Here is a 24,395-nt window from a genome sequence, read left to right as displayed (position 1 = left end):
GGCTATTTCTCCTTGGCGAAGCCGTAGTGTTCGATGCCTTCCAGAATCCCGAAGGCGTAATCCCCTTGGGCGAAATAGACATGATGACTGCCCTTGAGCTGGGCCAGTTCGGTGCTATGGTTGCCCACCACCACGCCCAGCATTTCACCGCCCAGCATCTCGATGTCATTGCCCGAATCCCCGGCCGCCAGGAACGCCCCCAGGGGCAGGCCCCAGCGGAAGGCGAGGAAGCGAATGGCGTGGCCCTTGGAGGCCCGCGCCGGGAGCACGTCGAGGAAGCGCCCATGAGAGAAGACCAGATTGGCCGCGATATGGTTCCCGCGCAGGCGGCGGCGCAGGTCCGCCGGCGCGGGCGGGCGCCGCGGATCGGTAAAATAGCTCACCTTGAACTCGCTCTGGGTAAATGCCTCCTGCAGGCGCAAACCCGGGCAGTCCCGCAGGGCCTCCAGCACGCCGTCGCGCCACCAGCGGTGGCGCAGGTGCCCCGCCCAGCCCAGGTCATCGCGCAGCTTGGCGCCATAGACGATCCTGGTCCCCACGTCCGTGATCAGGATGTCGGGGCGCGGGATCTCATGCTCCTTCAGGATGCTCAGGGTTTGCTTGAGATTACGTCCCGTGGCGACGCCAAAGGCCACTTGCGGGTGGGCATCCAGCCAGGCCAGCAGCGCCCTGGTTCCGGCCGCATCTCCCACCAGGGTATTGTCGATGTCGGTCATGATCACCTGCCGCGCCAGGGGCAGGATATTGTGGGTTTCATGCAGGGCCACGCGTTGGCGCCGCTGTGATTTGCGCTGGCGGCGCAGGAGTTTTTTCAACTCCATAAGGTAACGACCGGCATGAGCCTCCCAATTGTAGACCCGGCGCACACCGTTCAAACCGTTCCGCGCCCAGCGCCGCCAGGCCGCGCCATCTTCCAGGACATGATGCAAGGCGTTGCCCATGGCCTCGATGTCCAGGGGGTCCACCAACAGGCCGTTGTGGCAATGGCGCAGGATCTCCTGGGGACCGCCATTGGCCGTGGCCACCACCGGCAATCCCGATGCCGCGGCCTCCAGCAGCGTCAGGCCGAAGGGCTCGGTGAGGGCGGGATTGATGAAGACCCCCTTGTGGATGGCCGCGAAACGATAATATTCGGGAATCTCCTCCGCCTCATGGTGCTTGGGAATGGCCACCTTGCCATAGAGATCGTAGCGGTCGATATCCTGCAGAACGCCCTCGATCACCTGCCGCGCATGATGGTCCAGGGCCTTGAGATCTTCGCGCTGGCCCATGATGAGGATGAGATTGGCCCTGGCCTGCAGTGCAGGCGACTCGCCATAGGCCTGGAGCAGGCGGCCGAAATTCTTTTTTTCATCGGGCCGGGCGATGGCGAGAATGGGCGGACGCAGGGGATCATGCAAAAAACGGCGCAAGCTCGCCAGCAAGGCCGTTGCGCCCCGCCGCCTGCCGGGGGCAAAACGGGACAGGTGCACCCCGGGCGGGATCACCGCATAGGGGACACGCTGATGTCCCGCATAGCGGCCATATTGCTCCTCCACTTCCTGCTGCGTGCTGGCAATGACCAGGGCCGCCTCGCTGAGGACTTCCTCTTCGGCGGCGATCCGTTGCGGAAAATGGAATTCGCGATCAATGGTCGTTTCCTTGTGGCCCGCCGCCAGGAGACGTGCGCGCTTGCTGCGCCCCAGGGAGTGGCCCGTATGCACCAGCGGCACCCCCAGCAGTCTGGCCAGGCGCACGCCGACGTAACCCGCATCGGCGTAATGGCTGTGGATGAGGTCGGGGATGCGACCCTGGGCGCGGATGAACTGCAGGCAGCGGTCCACCAGGCAGTCCAGGTGGGTCCAGAGAAGCTCCTTGCGCAGGTAGCGCCGCGGGCCGAAGGGGAGACGCACGATGCGGCTCTTCTTCCCCAAAAGTTCTTCTTCTTGCCCGTAGGCGGCGTCCACATGCGAATCCATGATGCGCCGCGTGAGCAGGTCCACTTGCGCTACCGCAGGATCGCTGTCCAGCGCCTTGATCAGGTCCAGCACATAGCCCACCTGCCCGCCGGTATCCGCATCGACCCCCAGTTCCGGCTCGCCGCGAATCCGCCCATGGAGACTCAGCATCAGGATGTAAAGCCCATCATGGTCCGTCATGGTTGCAGCCCCCAGGCGCGGAGGAAGGGGGAATAAAATGCGGGGTCGCCGGGCAGCGCCCCGCGTATGGCGCAGATGGCCGCGGCCAGCGCCTGGGCGCGGGCGAGGCGCAGATCCAGCGACCAGCCGCGCAGGATGCCCGCCATCCACACCGCCGCAAAGGCGTCACCGGCGCCGACGGTATCCTCGACCTGCACCACCGGGGCCGGGCATTCCTGCCAGCGGCCCGCCTCCCAGGCAGCCGCGCCCGCCGCGCCCCTGGTGAGGAGCACCTCCCCGATGGCAAAGCGTTGCGCCAGGTCGGCCACCCGACCTTGCCTCCCTTCCCCATGCAGGGAAAAAACTTCATCCAGGATATCCAGTTCGTCCGCGTTCAGTTTGAGCACCCGAGTCCCGGGGAGCACGGCCGCCAGCAAATCGGCCGTCCACCAGGGCGCCCGCAGGTTGAGGTCCACAAAACGCCAATCACTCAGCCCCGCCAAGCGCTCCCAGGTGCTCCGCGAACCCGGCTCCCGCAGGGCCAGGGTGCCGTGATAGAGGAAAGCGATCGGCGCCGCGGGGGGCAATCCGGCGGGCCAGGCAATCCGGTCGTAGGCCTGCCGAGGAAGGATGCGGAATTGGTGACCCGGAACGGCATCGGGCGCCACCTCGACCCTGCCCGTAGGGCGTTGGGGGTCTTCCTGGAGGCCGCGCCCATCCATTCCCCAAGCGCCCAGAAGGGCACGGATACGCGCGCCCCGGGCATCCTGCCCGACGCGGCTCACCAGCAACGGCTGCTGCCCCAGTGCCCAGAGGTGACGGGCCACATTGAGGGGAGCACCGCCCACCCGATCGCCATCGGGAAAATGGTCAAAGAGACATTCCCCAAAAACGAGTCCTTCCCGGCGCGCACGCTCGGCCATGCTCGGCGGGCGCGCCATCTGCCCTGCCATGGTCATTCCTTTTTGTCCCCCGGACCATTCTCCGGAGCGCGACGGATGACGCGCTGGAAAAGCAGATTGTTGGGAATGACGATGACATGCCCGTCATCCTGGCGCAATTCGGTAAACATGAGGTTTTCTTCCGTCACCCGGCCGCAGAGATTTTCCGGAAAGATCTCGATGCGCTGGCCCAGGCGCACGGGTTGCCAGAACCAGATGAAAAAGCGCGCAGTGACATTGCTCGCCATGGTCCACGTGGCCAGAAGGCCCACGCCGATGACGGCCAGCATGCCCACAAAGGTCGTCCAGACCACCGACACATCGGCGCCCCAGACCCGCAGAATGAGCACCAGCAGCAACAGTCCAAGGGCCCAACGCATTACCCGTCGGAAGATGGCCGCATAGCTGCTGGATATGGATCTGGATATGGGCCGGTGTTTTTTGAGCAGGCCATTGAGACTGGTGATGGCATTGCCCAGGACACGGTTAATGAGCCAATATCCCAGGATCAGCAAGATGCTGGCAAGCAGCCTTTTCAACCACCAGTCCGGATCACTGATCAGGTGTCGCACGAGTTCCATCAGTTGCTTCCTTTCGTGATATAATGAAAAGAGATAACCCGATTCCGGGCATCTCTTTTAACCATATATTAAATTTTAATTATTTGTCCAGTCGCGGCATGGGTAGAAACCGGCGCCTTTCCCGCCCTGGCGAATGGAAAATATTCATCGCCACATCAATGCCATGGCGGTAGGCTTCGGCATAGGATGGGCCACTGGCAATAACTCCCTTTGTGGCCGCGCTGGACAGCGAACAGCGTATCGATCCCATGGTATGGGCTGCCAGGATAGCGGCCAGCTTGGCATTGTTGAAACACCGGTTGGAGGATATGGTATTGCCTGAAATGAATGAAAAGCGCCCGCCGGATTTTGTGGATCTGCTACGAGTCATCCCGGAGCTGCATTGCGACCTGCGCTATGCCGGGCCGAATAATTTTACCGGCGCTCCGGTGGCTGGTTATACAGACCCCCGGCCCTGGCTCAGCGAGGCGGCGGCCCGGGCCCTGCTTCCGGTGCAGGAGGCCTTGCTGGCCATGGATCTCTCCCTGCTGATCCTGGATGCCTATCGCCCGGCGCGGGCGGTGCGGCATTTCCTGTGCTGGGCCGGGGATGGGGTGGAGGATGCGCGGCTTCGCCAACGCTTTCATCCCAGCCTGGCCAAGGCCGAACTCTTTGCCGCCGGCTATCTGGCGGCGCGTTCCAGCCATAGCCGGGGCAGCACGGTGGATCTCACCCTCTGCGCGCGGAGTGCGGCGGGAGACACCCTCCCCATGGGGACGGAGTTCGACTTCTTTGGCCCCGCATCCTGGCCCCATGCCGTCGCCATCGGCCTCCAGGAAAGGGCCAACCGCCTCCTGCTGCAGCAACTCATGCGCGCCCAGGGCTTTGGGCAAAGCCCGCTGGAGTGGTGGCACTTCACCCTGCGCAATGAGCCCTACCCGGAGCGTTATTTCGATTTTCCCCTGGGAGCGGAACCGGCGCCGTCAGCGTAAGGGCAGGGTCTGGCAACGGGCGTTCACCTGCGCCTTGAGGGATTGCATCCTGGTAACCTGAGGCGCAGCGGCGCAGGATTCGTGATCTTTCCGGCAGGCGCTGATCCAGGATTGGGAGAGAGAAAAAAATGTCGCCGCCTGCCGGCTGGCGGCGTAGAAAGGGGTGTTGCTCAGCACAACGGACAGCCGGGTAAAGGCCGTCCCTTCGTCCGCGCTCCACTGGGACACCGCATCCCAGCAGAAGGGCTGCTCCCTCGCCGGCATCTGCGCACAGCCCATCAGGTTGCGCCTGGCCAGGCGCAGGCCCCGCTGCCAGCGGCTGCAGAACGCTTGCGCCGCCTGGGCCTTTTGCGCCCGGATCGCGGCTTCCTTCTGCCGGGCCTCCCGGGCCGCGCGCAGGGCCAGGGTGGCGGTCCGCGAGGCCTGCGTCGCTGTCATGGCTGTGGGCGGGCTGATCTGCGCCGTAGTGGCACAGCCGGAGAGGAGAAGAGCGGGGAGCAGGATGGCGAAAAGCGCGGCGGACTTGCGGTAACGCATGGATTTCCTTTGCGGGCTGAAACGGCATGGGAGACTGGAGCAATCCAAACATCCCGTGATTTTATGGTAATATAGCGGAAACCTTGCATCCATGGAGCAGCGGACGACCCCCGCCCCCCGTTGCGAGCCGCCCGCAGATCCACGTGGTTTTTTCTCACTCACCTTTCGGAACCAGACCTTGCTCAGCACAGCGAACATCACCATGCAGTTCGGGGCCAAGCCCCTCTTTGAAAACATCTCCGTCAAGTTCGGCGACGGCAACCGCTACGGACTCATCGGGGCCAACGGCAGCGGCAAGACGACGCTGATGAAGATCCTCGGCGGCGATCTGGAACCCAGCTCCGGCACCGTGAGCCTCAGTGCCGGCGAACGCCTGGGCAAGTTGCGCCAGGACCAGTTCGCCTTTGAGCAATGCACGGTGCTGGATACCGTCATCATGGGCCATGCCGAGCTGTGGCGCGTGAAACAGGAGCGGGAACGCCTCTATGCCCTGCCCGAGATGAGCGCGGCCGAAGGCATGCAGGTGGCCGACCTGGAAGTGGAATTCGCCGAACTGGACGGCTATACCGCCGAGTCCCGGGCCGGGGAACTGCTGATCGGCGTGGGCATTCCCATGGAACAGCACAACGGTCTCATGGCGGCCGTGGCCCCTGGCTGGAAACTGCGGGTATTGCTGGCCCAGGCGCTCTTTGCCGACCCCGAGATCCTGCTCCTCGACGAGCCCACCAACAACCTCGACATCAACACCATCCGCTGGCTGGAAGACCTCATCAACGGCCTCAACAGCACGGTCATCATCATTTCCCATGACCGCCATTTCCTCAACAGCGTCTGCACCCACATGGCCGACCTGGACTATGGCGAACTGCGCATCTACCCCGGCAACTATGACGAGTACATGACGGCTTCCACCCTGGTGCGCGACCAGCTCCTGGCCGACAACAGCAAGAAAAAGGAAAAAATCGCCGAACTGCAAAGCTTTGTCAGCCGTTTTTCCGCCAATGCCTCCAAGGCCAAACAAGCCACCTCCCGGGCCCGGCAGATGGAAAAGATCAAGCTCGAAGACGTCAAGCCCTCCAGCCGCCAGAATCCCTATCTGGTCTTCAACCAGGACAAGAAACTCTATCGCAATGCCCTGGAGATCAAGGGCATCAGCAAGGGCTTCGACGGCAACACCCTGTTTCGCAAGCTGCGTTTGCATGTGGAAGCGGGGGAGCATATCGCCCTCATCGGTTCCAACGGCCTCGGCAAGACGACGCTGCTGCGCTGTCTGGTGGGAGAGATGGAACCCGACGAGGGGGAAATCAAATGGTCGGACAACGCCCAGATCGGCTATTTCGCCCAGGATTACGCCAGCGAATTTGCCAAAGATCTCTCCCTCTTCGACTGGATGAACCAGTGGCGCAAGCCGCAGGATGACGAGCAGGCGATCCGCGGCACCCTCGGCCGCCTCCTCTTTTCCCAGGATCAGATCAAAAAGCCGGTGAAGGTGCTCTCGGGCGGGGAAAAGGGGCGGATGCTCTTCGGCAAGCTCATGCTGCAGCAGCCCAATGTCCTCATCCTGGACGAGCCCACCAACCATCTCGACATGGAGTCCATCGAATCCCTCAACCAGGCCCTGGAGAAATACGACGGGACGCTGATCTTTGTCAGCCACGACCGCGAATTCGTCTCCTCCCTGGCCACGCGCATCCTCGAAATCACCCCCCAAGGCCTCACCGATTTCAAGGGCAGTTATGAGGATTACCTGCGCAGCCAGGGCGTGGTCTGAGCCCGATTTTGCAGTGGCGAACTAGGCGCCATATTTATCCCAACACGGCAGGTAGGGGGAGGTGTTTTGCCGCGACTTCGGTCCGCGCCGTCGTTGTTCTTGGCGAAAGCCCGCGCCCGGCAGGCGAACTGTCTGAGCCCGCAAGGCGAGTTTTCGCCTGCCAGCGGGATGAGCCGTAGAACAACAGGCAAGGGTCACTGGAGCAAAAAACACCTCCCCCTACCTGCCGAATCTAGGTTTATGCGCTGGCCAATAATGTCTGCCTCCACACAGCCGGATCAAAACCCAGCAAGACCGGTTCCTGATCGGCCATGACGATGGGCCGGCGGATCAGGCTGGGGTAGGCGCTCAGGAGGGCCAAGGCACGGGCTTCGTCCAGATCCAGGCGCTCTGTTTCGGGGATCTTGCGCCAGGTGGTGCCGGTCTTCTTGAGCAGGGCCTCCCAACCCCAGTGCGCCGCCCATTGCGCCACCAGCGCCGCGGGCACGCCGGCCTTTTTATAGTCGTGAAATTGGTAGGCCAAGCCCTGCTCGTCCAGCCAGGCAAAGGCCTTTTTCATGGTGTCGCAGTTTTTGATGCCGTAGACGGTGATCTGCATGGGGACTCCTTGCTGAGGATGAGGACCTTGAAACTTTCTCCCATTTCCTGGGGCAGGGTGAGGCGTTTGGCTTCGTTGGCCAGTTGCATCCGGGTGAGCGGATCGGCATTGGCGCTGGCCGCGCCGAAGGCTTCGGTCAGGCCGTTGGCGATGAGGAAGCGGGCCAGCGGATCGTAACTGTGCACCTGGAGCCCCGCGGCCACCCCCACCCCTTGCAGGGCGTCAAAGTCCAGGTGCGCCGTAAGATCGCACAGGCCGGGCAGATAAAAAGGGTCTTCCAGCCAATGCTGGCGGTAGTAGGCGCGCAGGGTGCCCATGCTGCGCTGGGGCAGATAATACTCGGCGGCGCGGTGGCCATAATCGATGAGGATGATGGCACCCTTTTCCAGGCGCCCGGCCACGTCGCGCAGCCAGGCCTCGGCGGCGAGGTTCACCTCGCTGCGGTAAGGGCGCGGCCAGTGCGGCAGATAGGGCGCCAGACGTTCCCGCAGGGCATCGCCGGCGGGCAAACGGCGCCAGACAAAACCCTCCGGACCCAGGGCCACACCGAGCTCCCAGAGCACGCCTGCCTCGTCCAACTCGACAAGATGGGGCGGAATGGCGTCCAGCACTTCGTTGGCCAGGACCACGCCACACCAATGCTCCGGCAACGCGCTCGGCCAGCGCACCCCCAGGCCCGCCAGCCGCTGGCGCTGGCGCTCCGCCAGATCCGGGCTGACCTCCAGGATGGTGTAGGGCGTGGGCGGCAGGGCGGCCAGTAGCTGCGCGGCCAGTGCCCCCGAGCCGGCGCCAAACTCCAGCACGCCGTCGGGACCCAGCAGGGGCGCCACGGCCCGCGCCAGGGTGGCGCCGAACAGTCCGCCCATCTCCGGGGCGGTGACGAAATCGCCGCCGGGCCCAAAGCGCTGCTGACCGGCCACATAGTAGCCCAGACCGGGGGCGTAGAGGGCCAATTCCATGTAACGGCGAAAGGGAATGGCACCGCCTTGGGCCTGGATCTCGGCGGCTATGCTTGCGCTCAGCTCCCGGGAGACGGCCAAGGCATCCGGGTCCGGCGGCGCTAGGGCCACCTTGCGTGCGCCGGCGGAATGGGTTACAAAAACGGGACGATCCGGTGACATGGAAGCCTCTTGAAAGCCAATGGAAAAGTGGTGCTCATCACGGGCGCTGCCCGCCGGGTGGGTGCCTGCATCGCCCGCCGCTTGGCGGCGGCGGGTTGCGATCTTCTGCTCCATTATAGGCATTCCGCCGCCGCGGCCGAAGCCCTCGCGACCGAATTGCAGGGAGACCACTCCATCCGGGTGCATCTGCTGGGGGGCGACCTGGCGGACCCCGAGCTGCCCAGCCGACTGATTCACGAAGCAGTAGGCCATTTTGGCCGCCTGGACGGCCTCGTCAATAACGCCTCCCTCTATCAGGCCACGCCGCTGGATGATTTGGACATTGCCGCCTGGGAGCGCATCCAGGCCGTCAACCTGCGCGCACCACTCTTTCTCGCCCGGGCGGCTGCCCCCCATCTGCGCCACAGCCAGGGCGCCATCGTCAATATGGGCGATATCTATGCCGAACGGCCGCTGGCGGGCTACCTGCCCTATTCCGTCAGCAAGGCGGGCCTCATCGCCCTTACCCGTGCGCTGGCCAAGGAACTGGGCCCGGAGGTGCGCGTCAATACCGTCTCGCCGGGAGTAGCGTTGTGGGCCGAAAGCGAGCGGCCCGCCGAGGGCGATCGCCGGAGCATCCTCCAGCGCACCGCCCTGAAGCGCGAGGGCAGTCCCGAGGATATCGCTGGCGCCGTCGCCTATCTCCTCTTCGACGCCCCCTACGTCACCGGCCACAATCTCGTGGTGGACGGCGGGCGTATGGTATATTGACTCCATGAGCGAAAACGCAAGACAACCCATCCGTCTGTACAGCGAGGAAGAACTGGACGAACTGGAGGCCGTCGATCCCCTGGCCGCAGCCAAGATCGCCCACGCCCAGGCCATGGCCGAACGTCAACTCGGGCGCAAGCGCCAGTACGGCCCCGCCGATCCCCTGCCCGAACCCGCCGCCGTGGCGGAGGCGGTGCAAGCCGTGCGCCGCATTCTCAACCGCGACGGCGGCGATATCGAGCTGGTGGAGATCCACGAGCGCGATGTGCGCGTGCGCATGAAGGGCGCCTGCGCCGGTTGCCCCAATGCCGTGCTCGATCTGCAGCAGGTGGTGGAGCGCATCGTCGGTGCCGTCCCCGGCGTGGTCCACGTGAGCAATACCTTCTGATGCGGCCCTGCCCATGAGCGCCCAGCCGCCCAAGGTCGGCTTCGTCAGCCTCGGCTGCCCCAAGGCCACGGTGGACAGCGAACGCATCCTCACCCGGCTGCGCGCCGAGGGCTACGTCGTGGTGGGGAACTATCAGGCCGCCGATGTGGTGGTGGTAAACACCTGCGGCTTCATCGACGCTGCGGTGGAAGAGTCCCTGGAGGCCATCGGCGAGGCCTTGGATGAAAACGGCCGGGTAGTGGTAACGGGCTGCCTGGGCGCGCGGGACGGCGGTGACTTCATCCGCAAAGCCCATCCCAAGGTCCTGGCCGTGACCGGCCCCGACCAGGGCGATGCCGTCATGGCCGCCATTCACCGCGCCCTCCCCCCCGCCCATGACCCCTACGTGGACCTCGTCCCGCCCCAGGGCATCCGCCTCACGCCCCGCCATTACGCCTACCTCAAGATCGCCGAAGGCTGCAACCAGTCCTGCAGCTTCTGCATCATCCCCGGCATGCGCGGCAAGCTGGTCAGCCGCGACCCCGACAGCATCCTGCGCGAGGCCGAGGCCCTGGTGCAGAGCGGCGTCAAGGAGCTGCTGGTCATCTCCCAGGACACCGGCGCCTACGGCGTGGACCGCAAATATCGCACCGCCTTCCACAACGGGCGGCCGCTGGCCACCCGCATCACCGCCCTGTGCGCGGCTTTGGGGGAGCTGGGGGTCTGGGTGCGGCTGCATTACGTCTATCCCTATCCCCACATCGACGAACTCTTGCCCCTCATGGCGGCGGGCAAGATCCTCCCTTACCTTGACGTACCCCTGCAACACGGCAGCCCCGCCATCCTCAAGGCCATGCGCCGTCCCGCCGCCGCCGAAAAGAGCCTGGAGCGCATTGCGCAATGGCGGCGCGAGGTGCCCGAACTCGCCATTCGCAGCACCTTCATCGTCGGTTTCCCCGGGGAAACGGAGGCAGACTTCGAGATGCTGCTGGATTTTGTCGCGGCGGCCGACCTTGACCGCATGGGCTGCTTCAGCTACTCCCCGGTAGCGGGGGCGGCGGCCAACGCCCTGCCCGGCGCCGTACCCGAAGCCGTCAAGGAAGAGCGCCGCGCCCGCCTCATGGCGGCCCAGGAGGTGATCAGCGCCCGTCGTCTGCAAGGCCGGGTGGGGCAGCGCCTGCGGGTTCTGGTGGATGAAGTGCATGGCAGCCGGGCCATCGCCCGCAGCGCCTTCGACGCCCCGGAAATTGACGGCTTGGTCCGCGTCGGCAAAGCCCATGGCCTGAGCGCCGGAGACTGGGCCGAAGTGGAGATCGTCAGCGCCGACGTCCATGATCTGCGGGCCGTGCGCGTCGCGGCGGGATAAACGTCACCCACTCCGCGCGGCATTTCCGAAACAGGCTCAGGCCATTCCAAGCCGCCCTTGCCAAGGACGGAGGGCAAGATTACCGCCAAGCGCCTGCACGGCTCGCCAGCGCTCGGCGAAACTCGCCCCACCCGGCTCCGCTCGCGCCTCCGGCAAGAGTTGCGCCAGGCCCGCCAACCAGTAAGGTTCCAGGCACTGGCGATGGCAACGCACCCCGTCCGCATCGGCAAAATAGAGCAGGTCCACATCCAGCGTCACCACCGCCCCTTTTTGCCGACCGCATGCCTGCTCCAGCGCCTGGAGGCGGCTGCGCAGTCTTTCCTCGGGCCAATCCGTCACGCAAGCACAGACCCAATTCACGTAATCCGCCCCGCCATGGAGCGTGTCCGGCCCCAGCACGGGCGTAGCCAGGCGCAGCGGCGCAAAATCCCGGGCCAGCGCCGCCAAGGCCCAGAGCAGATGGCGCTCCGGGGCAGAATTGCTCCCCAGACCCAGGACCACCAGGGCCGCGTCAGACCGGGCGGACACCGCGCTCGATCTGCACCCCCACATCGCGGGTGCCGCGCACCGCCGCGGGCTTGTGCACCGTCACCCGTACCCAGGGCGCGTGGAATTCACCGAGAATGATGGCGGCCATCTGTTCGGCCAGGGTCTCCACCAGTTCCACTTCGGCATCCTGCACATGGGCCACCAAGCGCTGGCAAATGGTCTGATAATTGACCGTGCTCTCCACCTTGTCGCTCCGGGAGGCAAAGGCGGCATCGGCAGCCACGTCCAGATCGATCAGGATGGTCTGCTTGACCTGGCGTTCCCAGTCGTAAATGCCGATCCGCGTCTCCACCTTCAACTCGCGCACAAAAAGCGTATCCATGGCTTATCCCGAAAAAGCGGCATTGCGCCGCGACTCACCGTATAATAGCGTTTTTCCTGGTACAGCAGACAGCCATGCCGCAGCACAGCCTTTGGGCGATCTCCCTCACGATCCTCCTGCCGATCTTCGGCTATCTACTGGGCTCCATCGCCACCGCCATCGTCGTCGCCCGCCTGTTGCGCCTGCCCGATCCCCGCCAGGCGGGGTCCGGCAATCCCGGCGCCACCAACGTCCTGCGCCTCGGCGGGAAGAGGGCGGCCGCCCTCACCCTGGCCGGCGATCTCATCAAGGGCGTCATCCCCGTTGCCCTCGCCCGCTTCCTGGGCCTGGAGGATTGGGCCCTGGCCGCCGTGGCCCTGGCCACCTTCCTCGGCCATCTGTACCCCGTCTATTTCGACTTTCGCGGCGGCAAGGGCGTGGCCACCGCCCTGGGCATCCTGCTCGCCCTGCAAGCGCCCCTGGGCGGGGCGGTGCTGCTGGTCTGGGTGCTGATTTTCCTGGTCACCCGGCTGTCTTCCCTGGCCGCCCTCGGCGCCGCCCTGGCGGCCCCCATCCTGGGTCTCTTCCTGCTCCGGCAACGCGGCGAGCAAGTCCTTCTGCTGATTCTCGCCCTGCTCGTCCTGTGGCGCCATCGCGGCAACATCGCGCGCCTGCGCAGCGGTGCGGAGCGCCCCTTCCGCCGCTCCTAATCGCGGATGTTCCACTCGGTCATGCGTTCGGCGATCCACTCTGCCAGGTGCCGGGCGGGGCGAAAGCCGGGCGCCAGGCGACCCGCCTGCTCTGCCGCCGCCAGGGCGCGGCGCAGGCTGCCCTGGTAGAGGTAATAGCGGGCGAGGTTCATCTGGGCCAGATGGGGGCTGTCAAAGGACCGGGACTTGAGGGCGCGACGAATGGCGAAGAGTGCCTCGTCCACCCGCCCCGTTTCCATGAGGTATTCGCCCAGGTCATTCCAGGCCTGGCCCCACTCCGGATCCAGCCGGATGGCCTTGCGGCAGGCGGCGATGGCGCCGTGATGGTCGCCGGATTCCGCCAGGGCCCAGCCATAAAAAGTGTAGACCACGGCATTGTCGCCCGCCTTCGCCAGGGAGCGCCGGAAGGCCGCCGCCGCCTCCGGGGGATGATCCGTCTGCTGCCAGTCGAGTCCTTCCTGAAAATCCGCATCGCGGGCAGCAATGGCCTCCACCGCTTCGGTAAAGGAAAAAGGCCGGTTCATCGGCGCGCCTCCAGGCTTTCCATGGGCCAGCGCGCCCGCACGGGAAAATCCGCCGCCGGTACCTGGCCGGCGGCGAGCCGCAAGCCCCCCACCAGGGCAATCATCGCCCCGTTATCCGTACAATGGCTCAGGCGCGGATAATGCACCGCAACGGGCCCCAGGCTCCGGGTCCCTGACGCCAAATCCGCCAGACGGGCGCGCAGGGCCTTATTGGCCCCGACGCCACCGGCCACGATCAGGCGCCGATGGCCCGTTTGCCGCAGGGCGCGACGGCATTTTTCCGCCAGCGTCTCCACCACCGCCGCCTGGAAGCTGGCGGCGAGATCGGCCAATTGCTGATCGCTGGCCGGGCGGATCTTGTCCAGGGCATAGCGGAAGGCCGTTTTCAGCCCGCTGAAGCTGAAATCCAGACCCGGCCGATCCAGCAGGGGCCGGGGCAGGGCAAAGGCCGCAGGATCGCCCCGTTCCGCCCACTGCGCCAGGATGGGCCCTCCTGGATAGGCGAGCCCCATCATCTTGGCCGCCTTGTCGAAGGCCTCACCGGCGGCGTCATCCAGGGTCTCCCCCAATAAGACATAGTCCCCCAGGCCGCGCACCTCCATGAGCAGGGTGTGGCCGCCCGACACCAGCAGGGCCACGGCCGGGAAGGGAGCCTCCCCGTCGAGGAGAGGGGCGAGCAAATGGCCCTCCAGATGATGTACCGGCAAGACCGGCACCCCCCAGGCAAAGCCCAGGGCGCGGGCGAAACTCACCCCCACCAGGAGGGCGCCCATCAACCCCGGCCCGGCCGTGACGGCAATGGCGTCGGGGCGCTCCACGCCGGTCTGCTGCTGCAGCTCGCGCAGCAGCAGAGGGAGGCGGCGCACATGGTCCCGCGAGGCCAGCTCCGGCACTACCCCGCCGTAGGGGGCGTGAATGTCGACCTGGCTGAAGAGCACCTCTCCCAGCAATCCCCCCTGGGTGTCATAGAGGGCCAGACCCGTTTCATCGCAAGAGCTTTCGATACCCAATATGCGCATGGAACCATCCTAAAAACGGCAGTCGGCAGGGGGGTTTTGCCGCGCCTTCAGCCAGGCCATCTCGCCGGGGCTGAAGCCGGCCTGCAGGCGCGCCTCCTCCTGATACGGCCCCTGCAAACGCCCACGAAAATGCGCATTCACCAGGGCGAAGAAGGTTTCTTCCGGATCCAGGCCGCGGCTTGCGCAGAGGTAGCGGAACCAGCGGCTGCCCACGGCGACATGGCCCAGTTCATCGTGATGGATACGTTCCAGGATCTCCACTGCCCGCAGATCCCCGGCCTGGGCCAGCCGGGCCTGGATGCCCGGGGTCACATCCAGTCCCCGCGCCTCCAGCACGCGCGGCACCAGGGCCATGCGCAGGAGGGGATCGTCGGCCGTTGCCACGGCCATCTGCCACAGCCCGTCATGGGCGGGCAGGGCGCCGTAGTCGCTGCCCAGACTGCGCAGGTGCTCGCGCAAGAGCTGGAAATGCAGGGCTTCCTCCCGCGCCACCGCCAGCCAGTCCCGATAAAAGGCCTCCGGCAGCCCCGGGAAGCGGTAGACCGCGTCCAGGGCCAGGTTGATGGCGTTGAACTCGATGTGGGTCAAGGCATGGATGAGCACCGCCCGCCCTGCGGGCGTGCGCAAACTCCGCCGCGCCGGCAGGGCCTTGGGCGCCACCAGGACGGGCCGTGCCGGCCGCCCGGGGACGGGGATGGCCACCGGCGCCATGGCAGGACCACCCCCGCGCAAGGCCGCCACCCGCTGCACCTTGCGGTCGGGGTCCGTCTCCATCAGCGCCGCCCAGACGGGCATGTCCGCATTCTCCATGAATTCATTATCTCCCCGCGGGGCGGGCAAGGCTAGCGCCGCCCCGCGGGGATACCCGGCCTAGGACTTTTCTTCGGAGCTTTCCGGCGCCCCCTGCGATTCCCGCAGGATCGCGATCACCTCATCATCGCTAACCTCGCGGAAATCCGCGTAAAAGGCCCCCACCGCGTAAAAAGGGTCGGGCGTTTCCAGGCACAGGACTTCATCGGCCAGGGTCCTCAACTGCGCCGCAACCTCCGGTGGCGCCACGCCCACGGCGGCCACGAGACGCAGGGGTCGCCGTTCGCGCAGAAAGCGCAAGGCCGCGCTGAGGGTGGCACCGGTGGCCACGCCGTCATCCACGACGATCACCAGCCGGCCGGCCGGATCGAAGGGATGGTGAACCGGCGTGTACTGGGCTCGGCGTTTTTTCATCACCGCCAGTTGCCGCGCCGCCTCCTCCTGGATGTACGCATCGCTGATCCCCATGCGCCGGGCGTAGGGCTCCACCAGGATTCTCCCTCCCTCATCCACGGCCCCCACGGCAAACTCGGGGTTGTTGGGCGCCCCCAGCTTGCGCACCAGGACCACATCGAGATCGCCTTCCAGGGCATCGGCAATGATCCGCCCCATGGGCAACGCACCCCGGGGGATGGCCAGGATGAGCGGTTTTTGCCCCCGGTAGGGGGCCAGGCGCCGCGCCAACTGCAGGGCGGCTTCTTCACGGTTTGCAAAGGACATCGTTCTCCCTCCCTTGATGCGTGCATGATCCCGGATGAACGCGGTCTTAAAACGCCTTTTCCAGAAATTCGATACCGCGACGGCACAGTTCCTTGCCGTAATCGGTCCACAGTCCTTCTCCCCAATAACGAAAGCAGCTCGTTTCGCTGACCAGCAGGAAGAACAGGGCCTGACGGTAGCGCGGATCGCTGCTGGGGATGCCGGGGCGCAGCACCTTCTCGTAAAAGAGGCTGCTCAGACGCTCCATGGGGCCGAGCAGATCGCCGTAGCCGCGCACCCAGGATATGTTGTTGGTCCAGCTCCCGCCATCCATGGAAATACGCTGGTCTTGCCGATGCAGATCGGCGATGACGGCGGCCAGGCGCTCCGGCCCGTCGCCGGGATGGAAGCGCTCCCAGAGGCGCTGCTGGTGGACGGGCTGGATGGCCGGGAATGCTTCCATCGTGGCCCCCTCGCTGGCCAGGTAGGCCAGATACTCGCTGACGTTGACCAGGGGGATGGCGGAACCCGAAGCCGCTTCCACCACTTGCCGATACTTGGGGGGAAACTCGTTCATCATGACCCCGCCATTCTCGCCGTCGGCGATCTGGGTCACCAACGGGGGCACCTGCCGTCCGCCCAGGTCCATGCGGGAGAGGCCCTGCGCCTCGTACCAGGGCTGCATCTGGCCCACCAGCTTGGTGTCGGAGCCCTGGGTCTTGATGATGGCGGTGATGCTGATGCTCTCCCCTTGGGAGTTGGCGCATACCAGCCGCTGGGGCAGATGCTTTTGGACCAGGGGCTGACCGGTGCCTTGCTGCTCCACCGTGTGCTCCTGCACCAGGACCCATTCATACCCGCAGTCCAGCAGGGTCTTGACGAAGGCATAGGCGACATCGGGATGGTTGGGCAAGGCCATTTCCGGCGGCGAAAAGCCGCGCACCCGGGCCAGGGCCGCGTCACCGAAGAGGGCGGCGAAGTGTTCCTGCCAAGCCAGCACATGAAGGCGGAAGTCCTGCACCGGCGTGGAGGGCGCCACGGCATGGCCCCAGGCCGTGCCCAGCCATTCCACCGCGCCCTGATAGCGCTCGTCGGTGGCCAGGGTGCGCAGGGACTGCAGGACATGCTCCAAACCCATCTGCTGCAATCCGTAAAGGAGAGTGCCAGAATAGTCCAGCATCACCCGCGGCCGCTGGCCGGCGGCCAGCAGCTCCGGCACGAACTCCGCCATCCGCTCGTAACACCACTGGAAGACCGATGCGTTGTGATTGTCGCCGATCTCCGGGTGCTCCATCATGTATTGCAGGTTGCCGATGATGGCGGCGCTATGGAGATCGTCCCCACCGGCCGGGATCAGGGGCTGATGCATGTGCAGGGCGATGGCCGCGGCACTCCGGATATGGGGAAAGTCGATGCCGCTTCGGGTAATGTCCTGGGCAGGACGCCCCCGCAGCGCTTGCGCTATCCGGTCCTCATGGCCGCAGAAATCGGGCAAATCATCCAGCAGTCCGGTTGACATCGTCGTTATCCCCTTTCATCGGTCACGAATGAAATCGTAAATTCCCAGATAATACTCTCCCGGCTTGTTCCAGGAGTAGTCGCAAGCCATGCCGTTGGCGGCCAGTTCGTGAAAGCTGTCGGGCTCTTCATGCCAGAGGGCGATGGCCCGCCCCATGGCCGATTCCAGGGCCGGATAGTCGTCCTGATAAAAAACATAGCCGTTGCGCTCGGGAAAAGGCTTATCGCTGTAATCCCGGTCAAACACCGTATCCAGCAAACCGCCCACGCCGCGCACGATGGGAACGGTGCCATAGCGCAAGGCGATCATCTGGGCCAGGCCGCAGGGCTCATAAATGCTGGGCACGATGAGCATGTCGGCGCCGGCATAAATCAGATGGGCCAGTTCCTCGTTGAAACCGATCTCCAGATGGCAATCCGGGCTCTCGTTGAGATAGTTCTTGAGGTGCCAGAAATAATCGTTGATGCCCGATTCGGGGCTGGAGCCCAGCAAGACGAACTGGGCGTTGTTCCACAACGCATAAAAAAGGCCATGGCGGATGAGGTGTACGCCCTTTTGCCAGTCCAGGCGGCCCACATAGGCAATCAGCGGTTTGTGGTCATCCCGCAGCCAGAGGCGGTCGCGCAGGGCGCGTTTGTCCCCTTCCTTGCCGGACCGGTCTTGATGGTCGTAATGGTGCGGTATCAGGGGATCGGTCTGCGGATTCCAGAAATTGTAATCCAGCCCGTTCAGCACCCCGGAAAACTTGTTCTGATGCCGGTAGAGGACATGGCCCAGGCCGTAGCCCTGATCCGTATGCCGCGCCTCCCAGGCGTGCTGCGGCGATACGGTGGTGACGAAGTTGGCATAGACGATGCCCGCCTTCATGAAATTGATGGCCGTGGGATTGTGGTCGTCCTGCAGGCGGTCGGGGTGGAAATAATGCCAGGGGCGGCCGAGGCCCGTGGCGCGCAGGATATTTTCTCCGGCGATGCCCTGGTGTTTGAAGTTGTGGATGGTGTAGCAGACGCGCGGATGTTCCATCCCGTGGTATTTATAGATCTCGAAAAGCATGGTGGGGAGCAGGCCCGTCTGCCAGTCATGGCAATGAATCACTTCCGGCCGCTTGCCGGTTTTCAGCATGAATTCCAGCGCAGCCTTGCTGAAAAAAGCGAAGCGCATGTGGTCGTCGAGATAGCCGTAATAAGTGCCGCGCTCGAAAAAATGATCGGCGGAATGGGGCTCGATGAAAAAACATTTCAGGCCGTGCATAAAACCGAAATAGACCGTGCAATGAATGGCGCCCCCATACCACGGAACCCAAAGATCCCCATAGCTCACCTGCAGGTCCTGGATCTGATCGTAACGCATGTTGGCATATTTGGGCAGGATGATTTCCACCGAGTGACCGCGAACCTCCAATTCCCGGCTCAGGCCGTAGACCACATCCGCCAGCCCACCCACCTTGGCTGCCGGCGCGCATTCCGTAGCCACCTGAATCACATACATAATGTCTCCCTTGAGGATTACCGCAAAATAGCTGTTTCTTACGCCCGGACCAGAAAAAGCACCGCCGGTGGCGGCAAGGCTGACTCCAAGGAATACGGCAGACCCATACCGGGGCGCTCCGGGCCCATTGCCCCGGCCGGAACCCGGGAGGACTCCACGGTTGAGGGACCCTGACAGCAGCGCCCCGCAAGGGTGGACATGGGAACATTCCCGTTGTTTTGAAGCATAGCACAGGATCCACGCTGCGCCGCCCGGCACGGGGGCGCTTGCCGGGCGCAGGCGTTGGGGAAGCGCGGGAACCGCCGGATCGAGGTTAACGCTTTCCCAGTTCCTTGGTGAGAATGATCGCTTCGGCGATCTCCACCAGCTTTTTGCCGCGATCCATGGCTAGGCGGCGCATGCGGTGATGGGCATCGTCTTCGCTCAGACCGAGGTCCTGCATGAGGATGCCCTTGGCCTTTTCGATGCGTTTACGGGCGGATAGCTCGCTTTTGGCGTCCTGCAGTTCGCGCTTGAGCTTGTGGTGTTCGGCGTAGCGCAGGGTGGCCACCTTGAGGATGGGGGCGATGTCGTGGATGGAGATGCCGTGGGCGACGTAGGCCGCCACGCCAGCGCGCATGGCGCGGCGGATGCTGTCTTCGTCACCGGCGGCACCGAGCACCACGACGGGCAGTTCCAGGGTTTCGCTGAGGAGGACGATATGCTCCAGGGCATCGCGCTCCGGACTGCCGGCATCGGCGATGATGACATCCGGGCGCAGGCTATCGAGGCGGTGCAGGGTGGTGGCTTCCCAGGAGAGTATGGCGATCACCGTATGGCCGACGGCTTCGAGCAAGGCCTTGACCCCGACGGCGCGGTCGTGGTCGTCGTCAATGAGCAGGACGCGAAACATGGAGCTCGGGGCTTAGGCCAGTACGTCGAGCACGGCGGCAAGCACGGGCTCACGTTCGCCGAGGGGTTCGTCCACGCTGATCCGGATCGCGGGGAAACGCTGTTCCAGCTCGCCAAGGAGGCGGGGCAGATCTTCCTGGAGATGGCGGCCGCTGCTCCAGAACAGCGGCGATATGCGGAACTCGCGGACCCCTTCGGCGTAGGTCCGGGCAATGGTCTCCTGGAGGTCCGGCGCCCACATCTCCAGGTAGCAGAGGAAGACGCGGCGCTCGGGATGGCGCTCGCCAAAACGGGCGGCGATGCATTCGAAAGGCCGCCGCCAGTCGGCATTGCGGGACCCGTGGGCGAGGAGGATATGGGCTTGGGTCATGGGCGCTTCCCAACCGGATCGGAATAAGACCCTTCTCTCATAAACAGGCGGCCTGTGGCAATGCGCCGGGGCCGCTAGGCCGCCAGGAGAGGCAGGCGGACATCTCGACGACGGCGCCGATGACGAGGATGGCGGGGCTCTTCAGCCCATTGCGGGCGATCTGTGCGGGGAGGTCGACGAGGGTGCTGTGGACCTCGTGCTGCTGGAGGGTGGCCCATTCCACGGCCAGGGCCGGCGTGCTTGGGGAGAGACCGCCGGCCAGGAGGCCGTCGCGGATTTTCTCCACCCGCTCCACGCCCATATAGATGACCAGGGTGTCGGCGGCGCCCGCCATGCGGCGCCAATCCACGGGCGTGGCTTCCGGCGCTTCGTGGCCGGTCACCAGCAATACCGACTGGCTGATGGCGCGATAGGTCAACGGTACGCCGGCATAGGCGGCGGCGGCCATGCCGCTGGTGATGCCGGGGACGATTTCATAGGCGATGCCGGCGGCCCTGAGGGCCATGCACTCCTCTCCGCCCCGGCCGAAGATGAAGGGATCGCCGCCTTTCAGCCGCACGACCTGGAGACCCTGTTGGGCGGCGTGGATCATCTGCGCCTGGATGCTGAGTTGGGGGGTGGAAACGCAACCGCCGCGCTTGCCGACATCGACTCGTTGGGCGTTTGGGCGGGCCAGATCGAGGATGCGCGGATTGGCCAGGGCGTCGTGAAAGAGGATATCGGCGGTCTGGAGCAGACGCGCGGCCTTGAGGGTCAGGAGTTCGGGGTCGCCGGGTCCGGCGCCGATGAGATAAACCTGGGCGGGGCAATTCATGGGAGGGCTCCTTGGGACGTGGGTAAGGGCGGTGGGGATGATGGGTAACGACCGCGCGCGGGCAGGGCGGCCTCAAGTATGGCCCTGGCCGCCTCCAGATTGGGGCTGCGCCCGCTCAGCACGAGCAGGCAGGCGGCCTGATCGCGGAGGGGGTCGGGCAGGGCAAGGCGGCCCTTGAGGACTTCTTCGATGAAGCGGCAGGTGGCAGCGACGCCGCCATCGGCCGGCAGATCGGGCAGGCGGAGCAGCGGTTGCCCGTCTTTCTCCATCAGCGTCGTGCAGGCGCCGTCCTGGCAGGCCAGCAGGGCGGGGCGGCGCTTGGGGTGGGCGAAGGGCTCGCCCTCGGTGCCGCGCAGGCATAGGGCGCGTCGCCGCGTCCGGCCAAAGAATGCCTGGAGGCGTTCCAGGTAGGCCGGATGGGTGACGGCGGCGCAGTGCATGGCGGGGCCGGCGAAGGGGTTGACGAGCTTGACCACGGTATGGACGCTGGAGCGCACGCCGAGCCGCCGGCGCAAGGCGAGGATGCGCGCCAGGCCGGGACTGAGGACGTCGATGGCGGCGTGGGCAAGGTTCCGCCGGCCTAGATCGTCATGGATGGCCTGGGGGCTGCCGGCCGCCGGCAGTCCGAGGGCGGCGAGGAGGGCGGCACTGCTGACGCGCTGGGCCGGACTGTGGTCGGTGAGGGCCAGGTCGGCATCCTCGGCTGCGCCGCCATGGCTCCCGTGCAGCAGGACGGGGACCCCGGCGCGGGCCAGGACCAGGGCCAGGAGGGGGAGCAGGTTGGCCTCGCGGCGGGCGCCGTTGTAGCTGGGCAGGATGATGGGCAGGGGGCCTGCGGGGGCGTTGACCCGGTGCATGGCTTGCTCGCTGGCGCTGACGAAGCCCAGCAGTTCGTCCACGGCTTCGCCCTTGATGCGATAGGCGGTCCACAAGGCACCTTGGCTATAGGCGTCGAGATCGCCGGCGAGCCAGGCCGCAAAGAGGATCCGGGCCTCTTCCTCGGGGAGATCGCGGGCATGCTCCTTGCCGCGCGCCACGTCACCGATGAGTTGCGGCAGCGTTCTCATGAGGCCTCCTGCACCGGGGCACGCAGCAATGCGCTGATCTCGGGACGACAGGAGCCGCATTCGCTGCCCGCGCCGCAAACCTGCGCCACCGCCTCCACGCTCTTCGCCCCTTGGGCGATGGCGGCGCAGATCACCGTTTCACTCACGCCCAGGCAGGTGCACACCGTATGCGACGGGACCCAGGCACTGAGTTGCTGCGGCACCGTGGGTGCGAAGAGGGCGTGACGGTAGGGCTGGATGTCGGTCCCCGCGAGCAGCAGCGCCCGCAGCCAGTCGAGGGTTTCGGTCTCGCCGAAAAGGCGGGCGGCAATCAGGCGGCCCGCGCGAAGGCAGATGCGTTTGCTCACCCCCCGGCGCAGATCCTGGTAATCCAGGGCATCGGCGCCGCTGATTCCTAATGCCATATCCCACTCTTGGACCGCCCAGGCGGGCGGCGCTTCTTCGGCGGCGAGGCGTAGTAAAAAGCCGTTTTGCATAGCACCTCCGATGCGCGCGAGGCTGGCATAGGGAAAGCCCTGGGCCACGGCGCGGGCGGCGAGGAACTGGCCTTCGTCTTCGAGGAGGGCGAGGATGGCGCCGGTCCAGGCAAAGGCCAAGGGCTCCACCCGCACGGCGGTATGCTTGAATTCCGGCTCTCCGGAAACCGGGTCGATGGCGGGCAGGGTCAAGCGGTTGCATTCCCCGGCGGGAGCGAAGCGGGTGCCGAAGTGCATGGGCAGAAAGAGCACGCCGGGGGTGGCGGTGGCCAGGACCTGCGCCCTGACCACCACCTTGCCCCGGCGGCTGCTTACCCGGCACAACTGGCCGTCCTTCAGCCCCAGCCGTTGCGCATCGCGCGGATGAATTTCCAGCAGCGGCTCTTCACTGTGCTGGAAGAGCGCGGTGACCTTGCCGGTGCGGGACATGCTGTGCCACTGGTCGCGCAGGCGGCCCGTGATGAGGCGCAGGGGATAACGGGCGTCGATGTCCTCCGCCACCGGGGCGTAGGCAGGGGCGCGAAAACGGGCGCGGCCGCTGGGGGTGGGGAAGATGCCGTCGCCGTAGAGACGCGCGCGGCCTTTTTCCGCGCCTTCCGGGAAGGGCCATTGCTGCGGGCCGTCGCGGTCGAGGCGGGCGAAGGACAGGCCGGTGATGTCGAGGTCACGGCCCCGGGTGGTCTCGCGGTATTCGTTGAAGACGCTTTCGGCCGTGGGGAAGGCGAAGAGGCGCCGGGCGCGAGCGGTCCAGGAACCATCCATGGCCGCCGGCGCCGGCTGCCCGGATTCATCCAGGGCCGCCCCCAGCGCATGGGCGAAATCGCGGAAGATTTCCCAGTCGGGCAGTGCCGCTCCGGGGGCGGGAATGGCCTGGCCGAGATGGCTGATGCGGCGTTCCGAGTTGGTGACGACGGCCTCGCGCTCCCCCCAGCTCGCCGCCGGCAGGAGCAGGTCGGCGTAGGCCCCCGTTTCGGTCTCCAGATAGGCGTCCTGGAGGATGACCAGTTCAGCCCGGGCCAGGGCACGGATGACCTGAGCCTGGTCCGGCATGGAGAGCACCGGGTTGGTGCAGACGATCCACACCGCCTTGATCTCGCCGCGCTCCATGGCCTGGAAGAGCGGTACGGCGGTGAGGCCGGGCTCGGGGTGGATGCCTTCGACCCCCCAAAACCGGGCGATTTCTTCCCGATGGGCAGGGTTGAGCACATCCCGGTGTCCGGGCAGGAGGGCGGGCATGCCGCCCACCTCGCGGCCGCCCATGGCGTTGGGCTGGCCGGTGAGGCTGAAGGGCCCGGCTCCCGGCTTGCCGATCTGGCCGGTGGCGAGGTGCAGGTTGATCAAGGCCGTATTCTTGTCGGTACCGTGGGCGGACTGGTTGAGCCCCTGACACCAGAGGGACAGGGCGGCCCGGGCGGTGCCGAAGAACTCCGCGGCGCGGCGCAGGTCGGCTACGGCAATGGCGCAGGTTTCGGCGACGGTCTGGGGGTTGTAGTCCTGGACCAGGGCCTTGAGCGCCTCCCAGCCTTCGGTGTGGGCGTCGATGAAGGCGCGGTCGATCCAGCCTTCCCAGATGAGGATGTGCAGGATGCCATGGAGAAGGGCCACGTCGGTGCCGGGCTTGAGGGGCAGGTAAAGGTCGGCAATGCTGGCCGTGGGCGTGCGCCGGGGATCGGCGACGATGATGCGCAGATTGGGGTTGCCGGCCTTCGCGTCCTCGATGCGGCGAAAGACGATGGGGTGGGCATAGGCGGTATTGCTGCCGATGAGGAAGATGCAGTCGGCGAGGTCGATATCCTCGTAGGCGCAGGGGACGCTGTCCATGCCCAGGCTCGATTTGTAGCCGGTGACCGCCGAAGCCATGCACAGGCGCGAATTGGTATCAATATGATTGGTGCCGATGAAGCCCTTGGCGAGCTTGTTGGCGACGTAATAGTCCTCGGTGGGCAATTGGCCGGAGACATAAAAGGCCACCGCCTGCGGCCCGTGGGCGCGGATGATCCCGGCAAAACCATCGGCGGCGCGCTGGAGGGCCTCGCTC

25 protein-coding genes are annotated in these 24,395 nt (G+C 65.6%); 6 read left to right on the top strand and 19 right to left on the bottom strand.

The features are described 5' to 3' along the window. Window positions 1–2: 2 nt before the first annotated feature. From ACP5MM_RS03300 to ACP5MM_RS03290, 3 genes are read right to left on the bottom strand one after another with little or no spacing between them, the layout of a single operon-like run. Window positions 3–2,138 carry an HAD-IIB family hydrolase gene (locus ACP5MM_RS03300; RefSeq protein WP_427934111.1) on the bottom strand — a complete coding sequence of 712 codons (2,136 nt, stop codon included), beginning with the start codon at window positions 2,136–2,138 and terminating at the stop codon, window positions 3–5. Beyond that, window positions 2,135–3,070, bottom strand: a complete 936-nt coding sequence (locus tag ACP5MM_RS03295) for a PfkB family carbohydrate kinase (protein ID WP_427931142.1) — start codon at window positions 3,068–3,070, stop codon at window positions 2,135–2,137. The genes ACP5MM_RS03300 and ACP5MM_RS03295 overlap by 4 nt, the downstream gene beginning before the upstream one ends. 2 nt (window positions 3,071–3,072) lie before the next feature. Further along, entirely contained in the window at window positions 3,073–3,639 is a 567-nt protein-coding gene (locus ACP5MM_RS03290) for a mechanosensitive ion channel domain-containing protein (protein WP_427931140.1), read from the bottom strand. A 323-nt stretch (window positions 3,640–3,962) separates the two neighbouring features. Here ACP5MM_RS03290 and ACP5MM_RS03285 point away from each other — a divergent pair, with 323 nt between their 5' ends. After that, window positions 3,963–4,610, top strand: a complete 648-nt coding sequence (locus ACP5MM_RS03285) for a M15 family metallopeptidase (protein WP_427931217.1) — start codon at window positions 3,963–3,965, stop codon at window positions 4,608–4,610. Here ACP5MM_RS03285 and ACP5MM_RS03280 read toward each other — a convergent pair. After that, window positions 4,602–5,147: a hypothetical protein gene (locus ACP5MM_RS03280; RefSeq protein WP_427931138.1), complete on the bottom strand. Its 546-nt coding sequence runs from the start codon at window positions 5,145–5,147 to the stop codon at window positions 4,602–4,604. The genes ACP5MM_RS03285 and ACP5MM_RS03280 overlap by 9 nt on opposite strands. A gap of 91 nt (window positions 5,148–5,238) precedes the next feature. Here ACP5MM_RS03280 and ACP5MM_RS03275 point away from each other — a divergent pair, with 91 nt between their 5' ends. After that, window positions 5,239–6,918, top strand: coding sequence for an ABC-F family ATPase (locus ACP5MM_RS03275; RefSeq protein WP_427934110.1), 1,680 nt, complete (start codon window positions 5,239–5,241; stop codon window positions 6,916–6,918). A gap of 238 nt (window positions 6,919–7,156) precedes the next feature. Here the strand turns inward: ACP5MM_RS03275 and ACP5MM_RS03270 are convergent, their stop codons facing one another. Together ACP5MM_RS03270 and ACP5MM_RS03265 are read right to left on the bottom strand one after the other, a co-directional pair. Beyond that, on the bottom strand, window positions 7,157–7,516 hold the full coding sequence (locus ACP5MM_RS03270) for an ArsC family reductase (protein ID WP_427932518.1): 360 nt from the start codon (window positions 7,514–7,516) through the stop codon (window positions 7,157–7,159). Next, window positions 7,474–8,637 carry a class I SAM-dependent methyltransferase gene (locus ACP5MM_RS03265; RefSeq protein WP_427932517.1) on the bottom strand — a complete coding sequence of 388 codons (1,164 nt, stop codon included), beginning with the start codon at window positions 8,635–8,637 and terminating at the stop codon, window positions 7,474–7,476. Before ACP5MM_RS03265 ends, ACP5MM_RS03270 begins: the two co-directional genes overlap by 43 nt. A gap of 9 nt (window positions 8,638–8,646) precedes the next feature. Between ACP5MM_RS03265 and ACP5MM_RS03260 the strand changes: the two genes are divergently transcribed. From ACP5MM_RS03260 to rimO, 3 genes are read left to right on the top strand one after another with little or no spacing between them, the layout of a single operon-like run. Beyond that, window positions 8,647–9,387, top strand: a complete 741-nt coding sequence (locus ACP5MM_RS03260; RefSeq protein ID WP_427932515.1) for a pteridine reductase — start codon at window positions 8,647–8,649, stop codon at window positions 9,385–9,387. A gap of 4 nt (window positions 9,388–9,391) precedes the next feature. Next, complete coding sequence (locus tag ACP5MM_RS03255; RefSeq protein WP_427932513.1) at window positions 9,392–9,775, top strand: NifU family protein; 384 nt, start codon at window positions 9,392–9,394, stop codon at window positions 9,773–9,775. A gap of 13 nt (window positions 9,776–9,788) precedes the next feature. Next, window positions 9,789–11,120: a 30S ribosomal protein S12 methylthiotransferase RimO gene (gene rimO, locus ACP5MM_RS03250; RefSeq protein ID WP_427932512.1), complete on the top strand. Its 1,332-nt coding sequence runs from the start codon at window positions 9,789–9,791 to the stop codon at window positions 11,118–11,120. 36 nt (window positions 11,121–11,156) lie between these two features. On the opposite strand, the gene ACP5MM_RS03245 is transcribed toward rimO, so the two are convergent. Both ACP5MM_RS03245 and folB read right to left on the bottom strand, forming a co-directional pair. After that, a complete protein-coding gene (locus ACP5MM_RS03245) occupies window positions 11,157–11,648 on the bottom strand; it encodes a 2-amino-4-hydroxy-6-hydroxymethyldihydropteridine diphosphokinase (protein ID WP_427932510.1) in 492 nt (163 codons plus the stop codon). Next, the gene (gene folB / locus ACP5MM_RS03240) at window positions 11,632–11,991 is read right to left on the bottom strand and encodes a dihydroneopterin aldolase (protein WP_427932508.1); all 360 of its coding nucleotides are present in this window, start codon (window positions 11,989–11,991) and stop codon (window positions 11,632–11,634) included. Before folB ends, ACP5MM_RS03245 begins: the two co-directional genes overlap by 17 nt. A 74-nt stretch (window positions 11,992–12,065) precedes the next feature. Between folB and plsY the strand changes: the two genes are divergently transcribed. Further along, a complete protein-coding gene (plsY, locus tag ACP5MM_RS03235; protein WP_427932506.1) occupies window positions 12,066–12,680 on the top strand; it encodes a glycerol-3-phosphate 1-O-acyltransferase PlsY in 615 nt (204 codons plus the stop codon). Here plsY and ACP5MM_RS03230 read toward each other — a convergent pair. From ACP5MM_RS03230 to ACP5MM_RS03180, 11 genes are all read right to left on the bottom strand, one after another. After that, entirely contained in the window at window positions 12,677–13,204 is a 528-nt protein-coding gene (locus tag ACP5MM_RS03230; RefSeq protein WP_427932505.1) for a tetratricopeptide repeat protein, read from the bottom strand. The genes plsY and ACP5MM_RS03230 overlap by 4 nt on opposite strands. Beyond that, on the bottom strand, window positions 13,201–14,223 hold the full coding sequence (gene tsaD, locus ACP5MM_RS03225) for a tRNA (adenosine(37)-N6)-threonylcarbamoyltransferase complex transferase subunit TsaD (protein WP_427934109.1): 1,023 nt from the start codon (window positions 14,221–14,223) through the stop codon (window positions 13,201–13,203). Before tsaD ends, ACP5MM_RS03230 begins: the two co-directional genes overlap by 4 nt. Before the next feature lie 9 nt (window positions 14,224–14,232). Next, window positions 14,233–15,033 (bottom strand): ferritin-like domain-containing protein, encoded by an 801-nt coding sequence (locus tag ACP5MM_RS03220; RefSeq protein ID WP_427934108.1) that lies wholly within the window; start codon window positions 15,031–15,033, stop codon window positions 14,233–14,235. A gap of 60 nt (window positions 15,034–15,093) precedes the next feature. Continuing rightward, window positions 15,094–15,753, bottom strand: coding sequence for a phosphoribosyltransferase (locus ACP5MM_RS03215; RefSeq protein ID WP_427932500.1), 660 nt, complete (start codon window positions 15,751–15,753; stop codon window positions 15,094–15,096). 46 nt (window positions 15,754–15,799) lie between these two features. Beyond that, window positions 15,800–17,251, bottom strand: coding sequence for a hypothetical protein (locus tag ACP5MM_RS03210; RefSeq protein WP_427934107.1), 1,452 nt, complete (start codon window positions 17,249–17,251; stop codon window positions 15,800–15,802). Window positions 17,252–17,266: 15 nt separating this feature from the next. Further along, on the bottom strand, window positions 17,267–18,739 hold the full coding sequence (glgA, locus tag ACP5MM_RS03205; protein ID WP_427932496.1) for a glycogen synthase GlgA: 1,473 nt from the start codon (window positions 18,737–18,739) through the stop codon (window positions 17,267–17,269). Between the two features lie 313 nt (window positions 18,740–19,052). Next, the gene (locus ACP5MM_RS03200; protein WP_427932495.1) at window positions 19,053–19,631 is read right to left on the bottom strand and encodes an ANTAR domain-containing response regulator; all 579 of its coding nucleotides are present in this window, start codon (window positions 19,629–19,631) and stop codon (window positions 19,053–19,055) included. Window positions 19,632–19,643: 12 nt separating this feature from the next. Next, window positions 19,644–20,000, bottom strand: coding sequence for a sirohydrochlorin chelatase (locus ACP5MM_RS03195; RefSeq protein WP_427932493.1), 357 nt, complete (start codon window positions 19,998–20,000; stop codon window positions 19,644–19,646). A 37-nt stretch (window positions 20,001–20,037) separates the two neighbouring features. Next, window positions 20,038–20,814, bottom strand: a complete 777-nt coding sequence (gene cobA / locus ACP5MM_RS03190; RefSeq protein ID WP_427932491.1) for a uroporphyrinogen-III C-methyltransferase — start codon at window positions 20,812–20,814, stop codon at window positions 20,038–20,040. Further along, complete coding sequence (gene ybiB, locus ACP5MM_RS03185) at window positions 20,811–21,881, bottom strand: DNA-binding protein YbiB (protein WP_427932489.1); 1,071 nt, start codon at window positions 21,879–21,881, stop codon at window positions 20,811–20,813. The genes cobA and ybiB overlap by 4 nt, the downstream gene beginning before the upstream one ends. Beyond that, window positions 21,878–24,395 (bottom strand): molybdopterin-dependent oxidoreductase (locus tag ACP5MM_RS03180; protein ID WP_427934106.1); only part of this gene is annotated, 2,518 nt, incomplete at its 5' end. The genes ybiB and ACP5MM_RS03180, both read right to left, overlap by 4 nt.

The sequence above is a fragment of the Acidithiobacillus sp. genome, assembly GCF_049965315.1.
GTDB lineage: Bacteria > Pseudomonadota > Gammaproteobacteria > Acidithiobacillales > Acidithiobacillaceae > Acidithiobacillus_B.
This window is presented reverse-complemented; position numbering and strand designations above follow the sequence as displayed.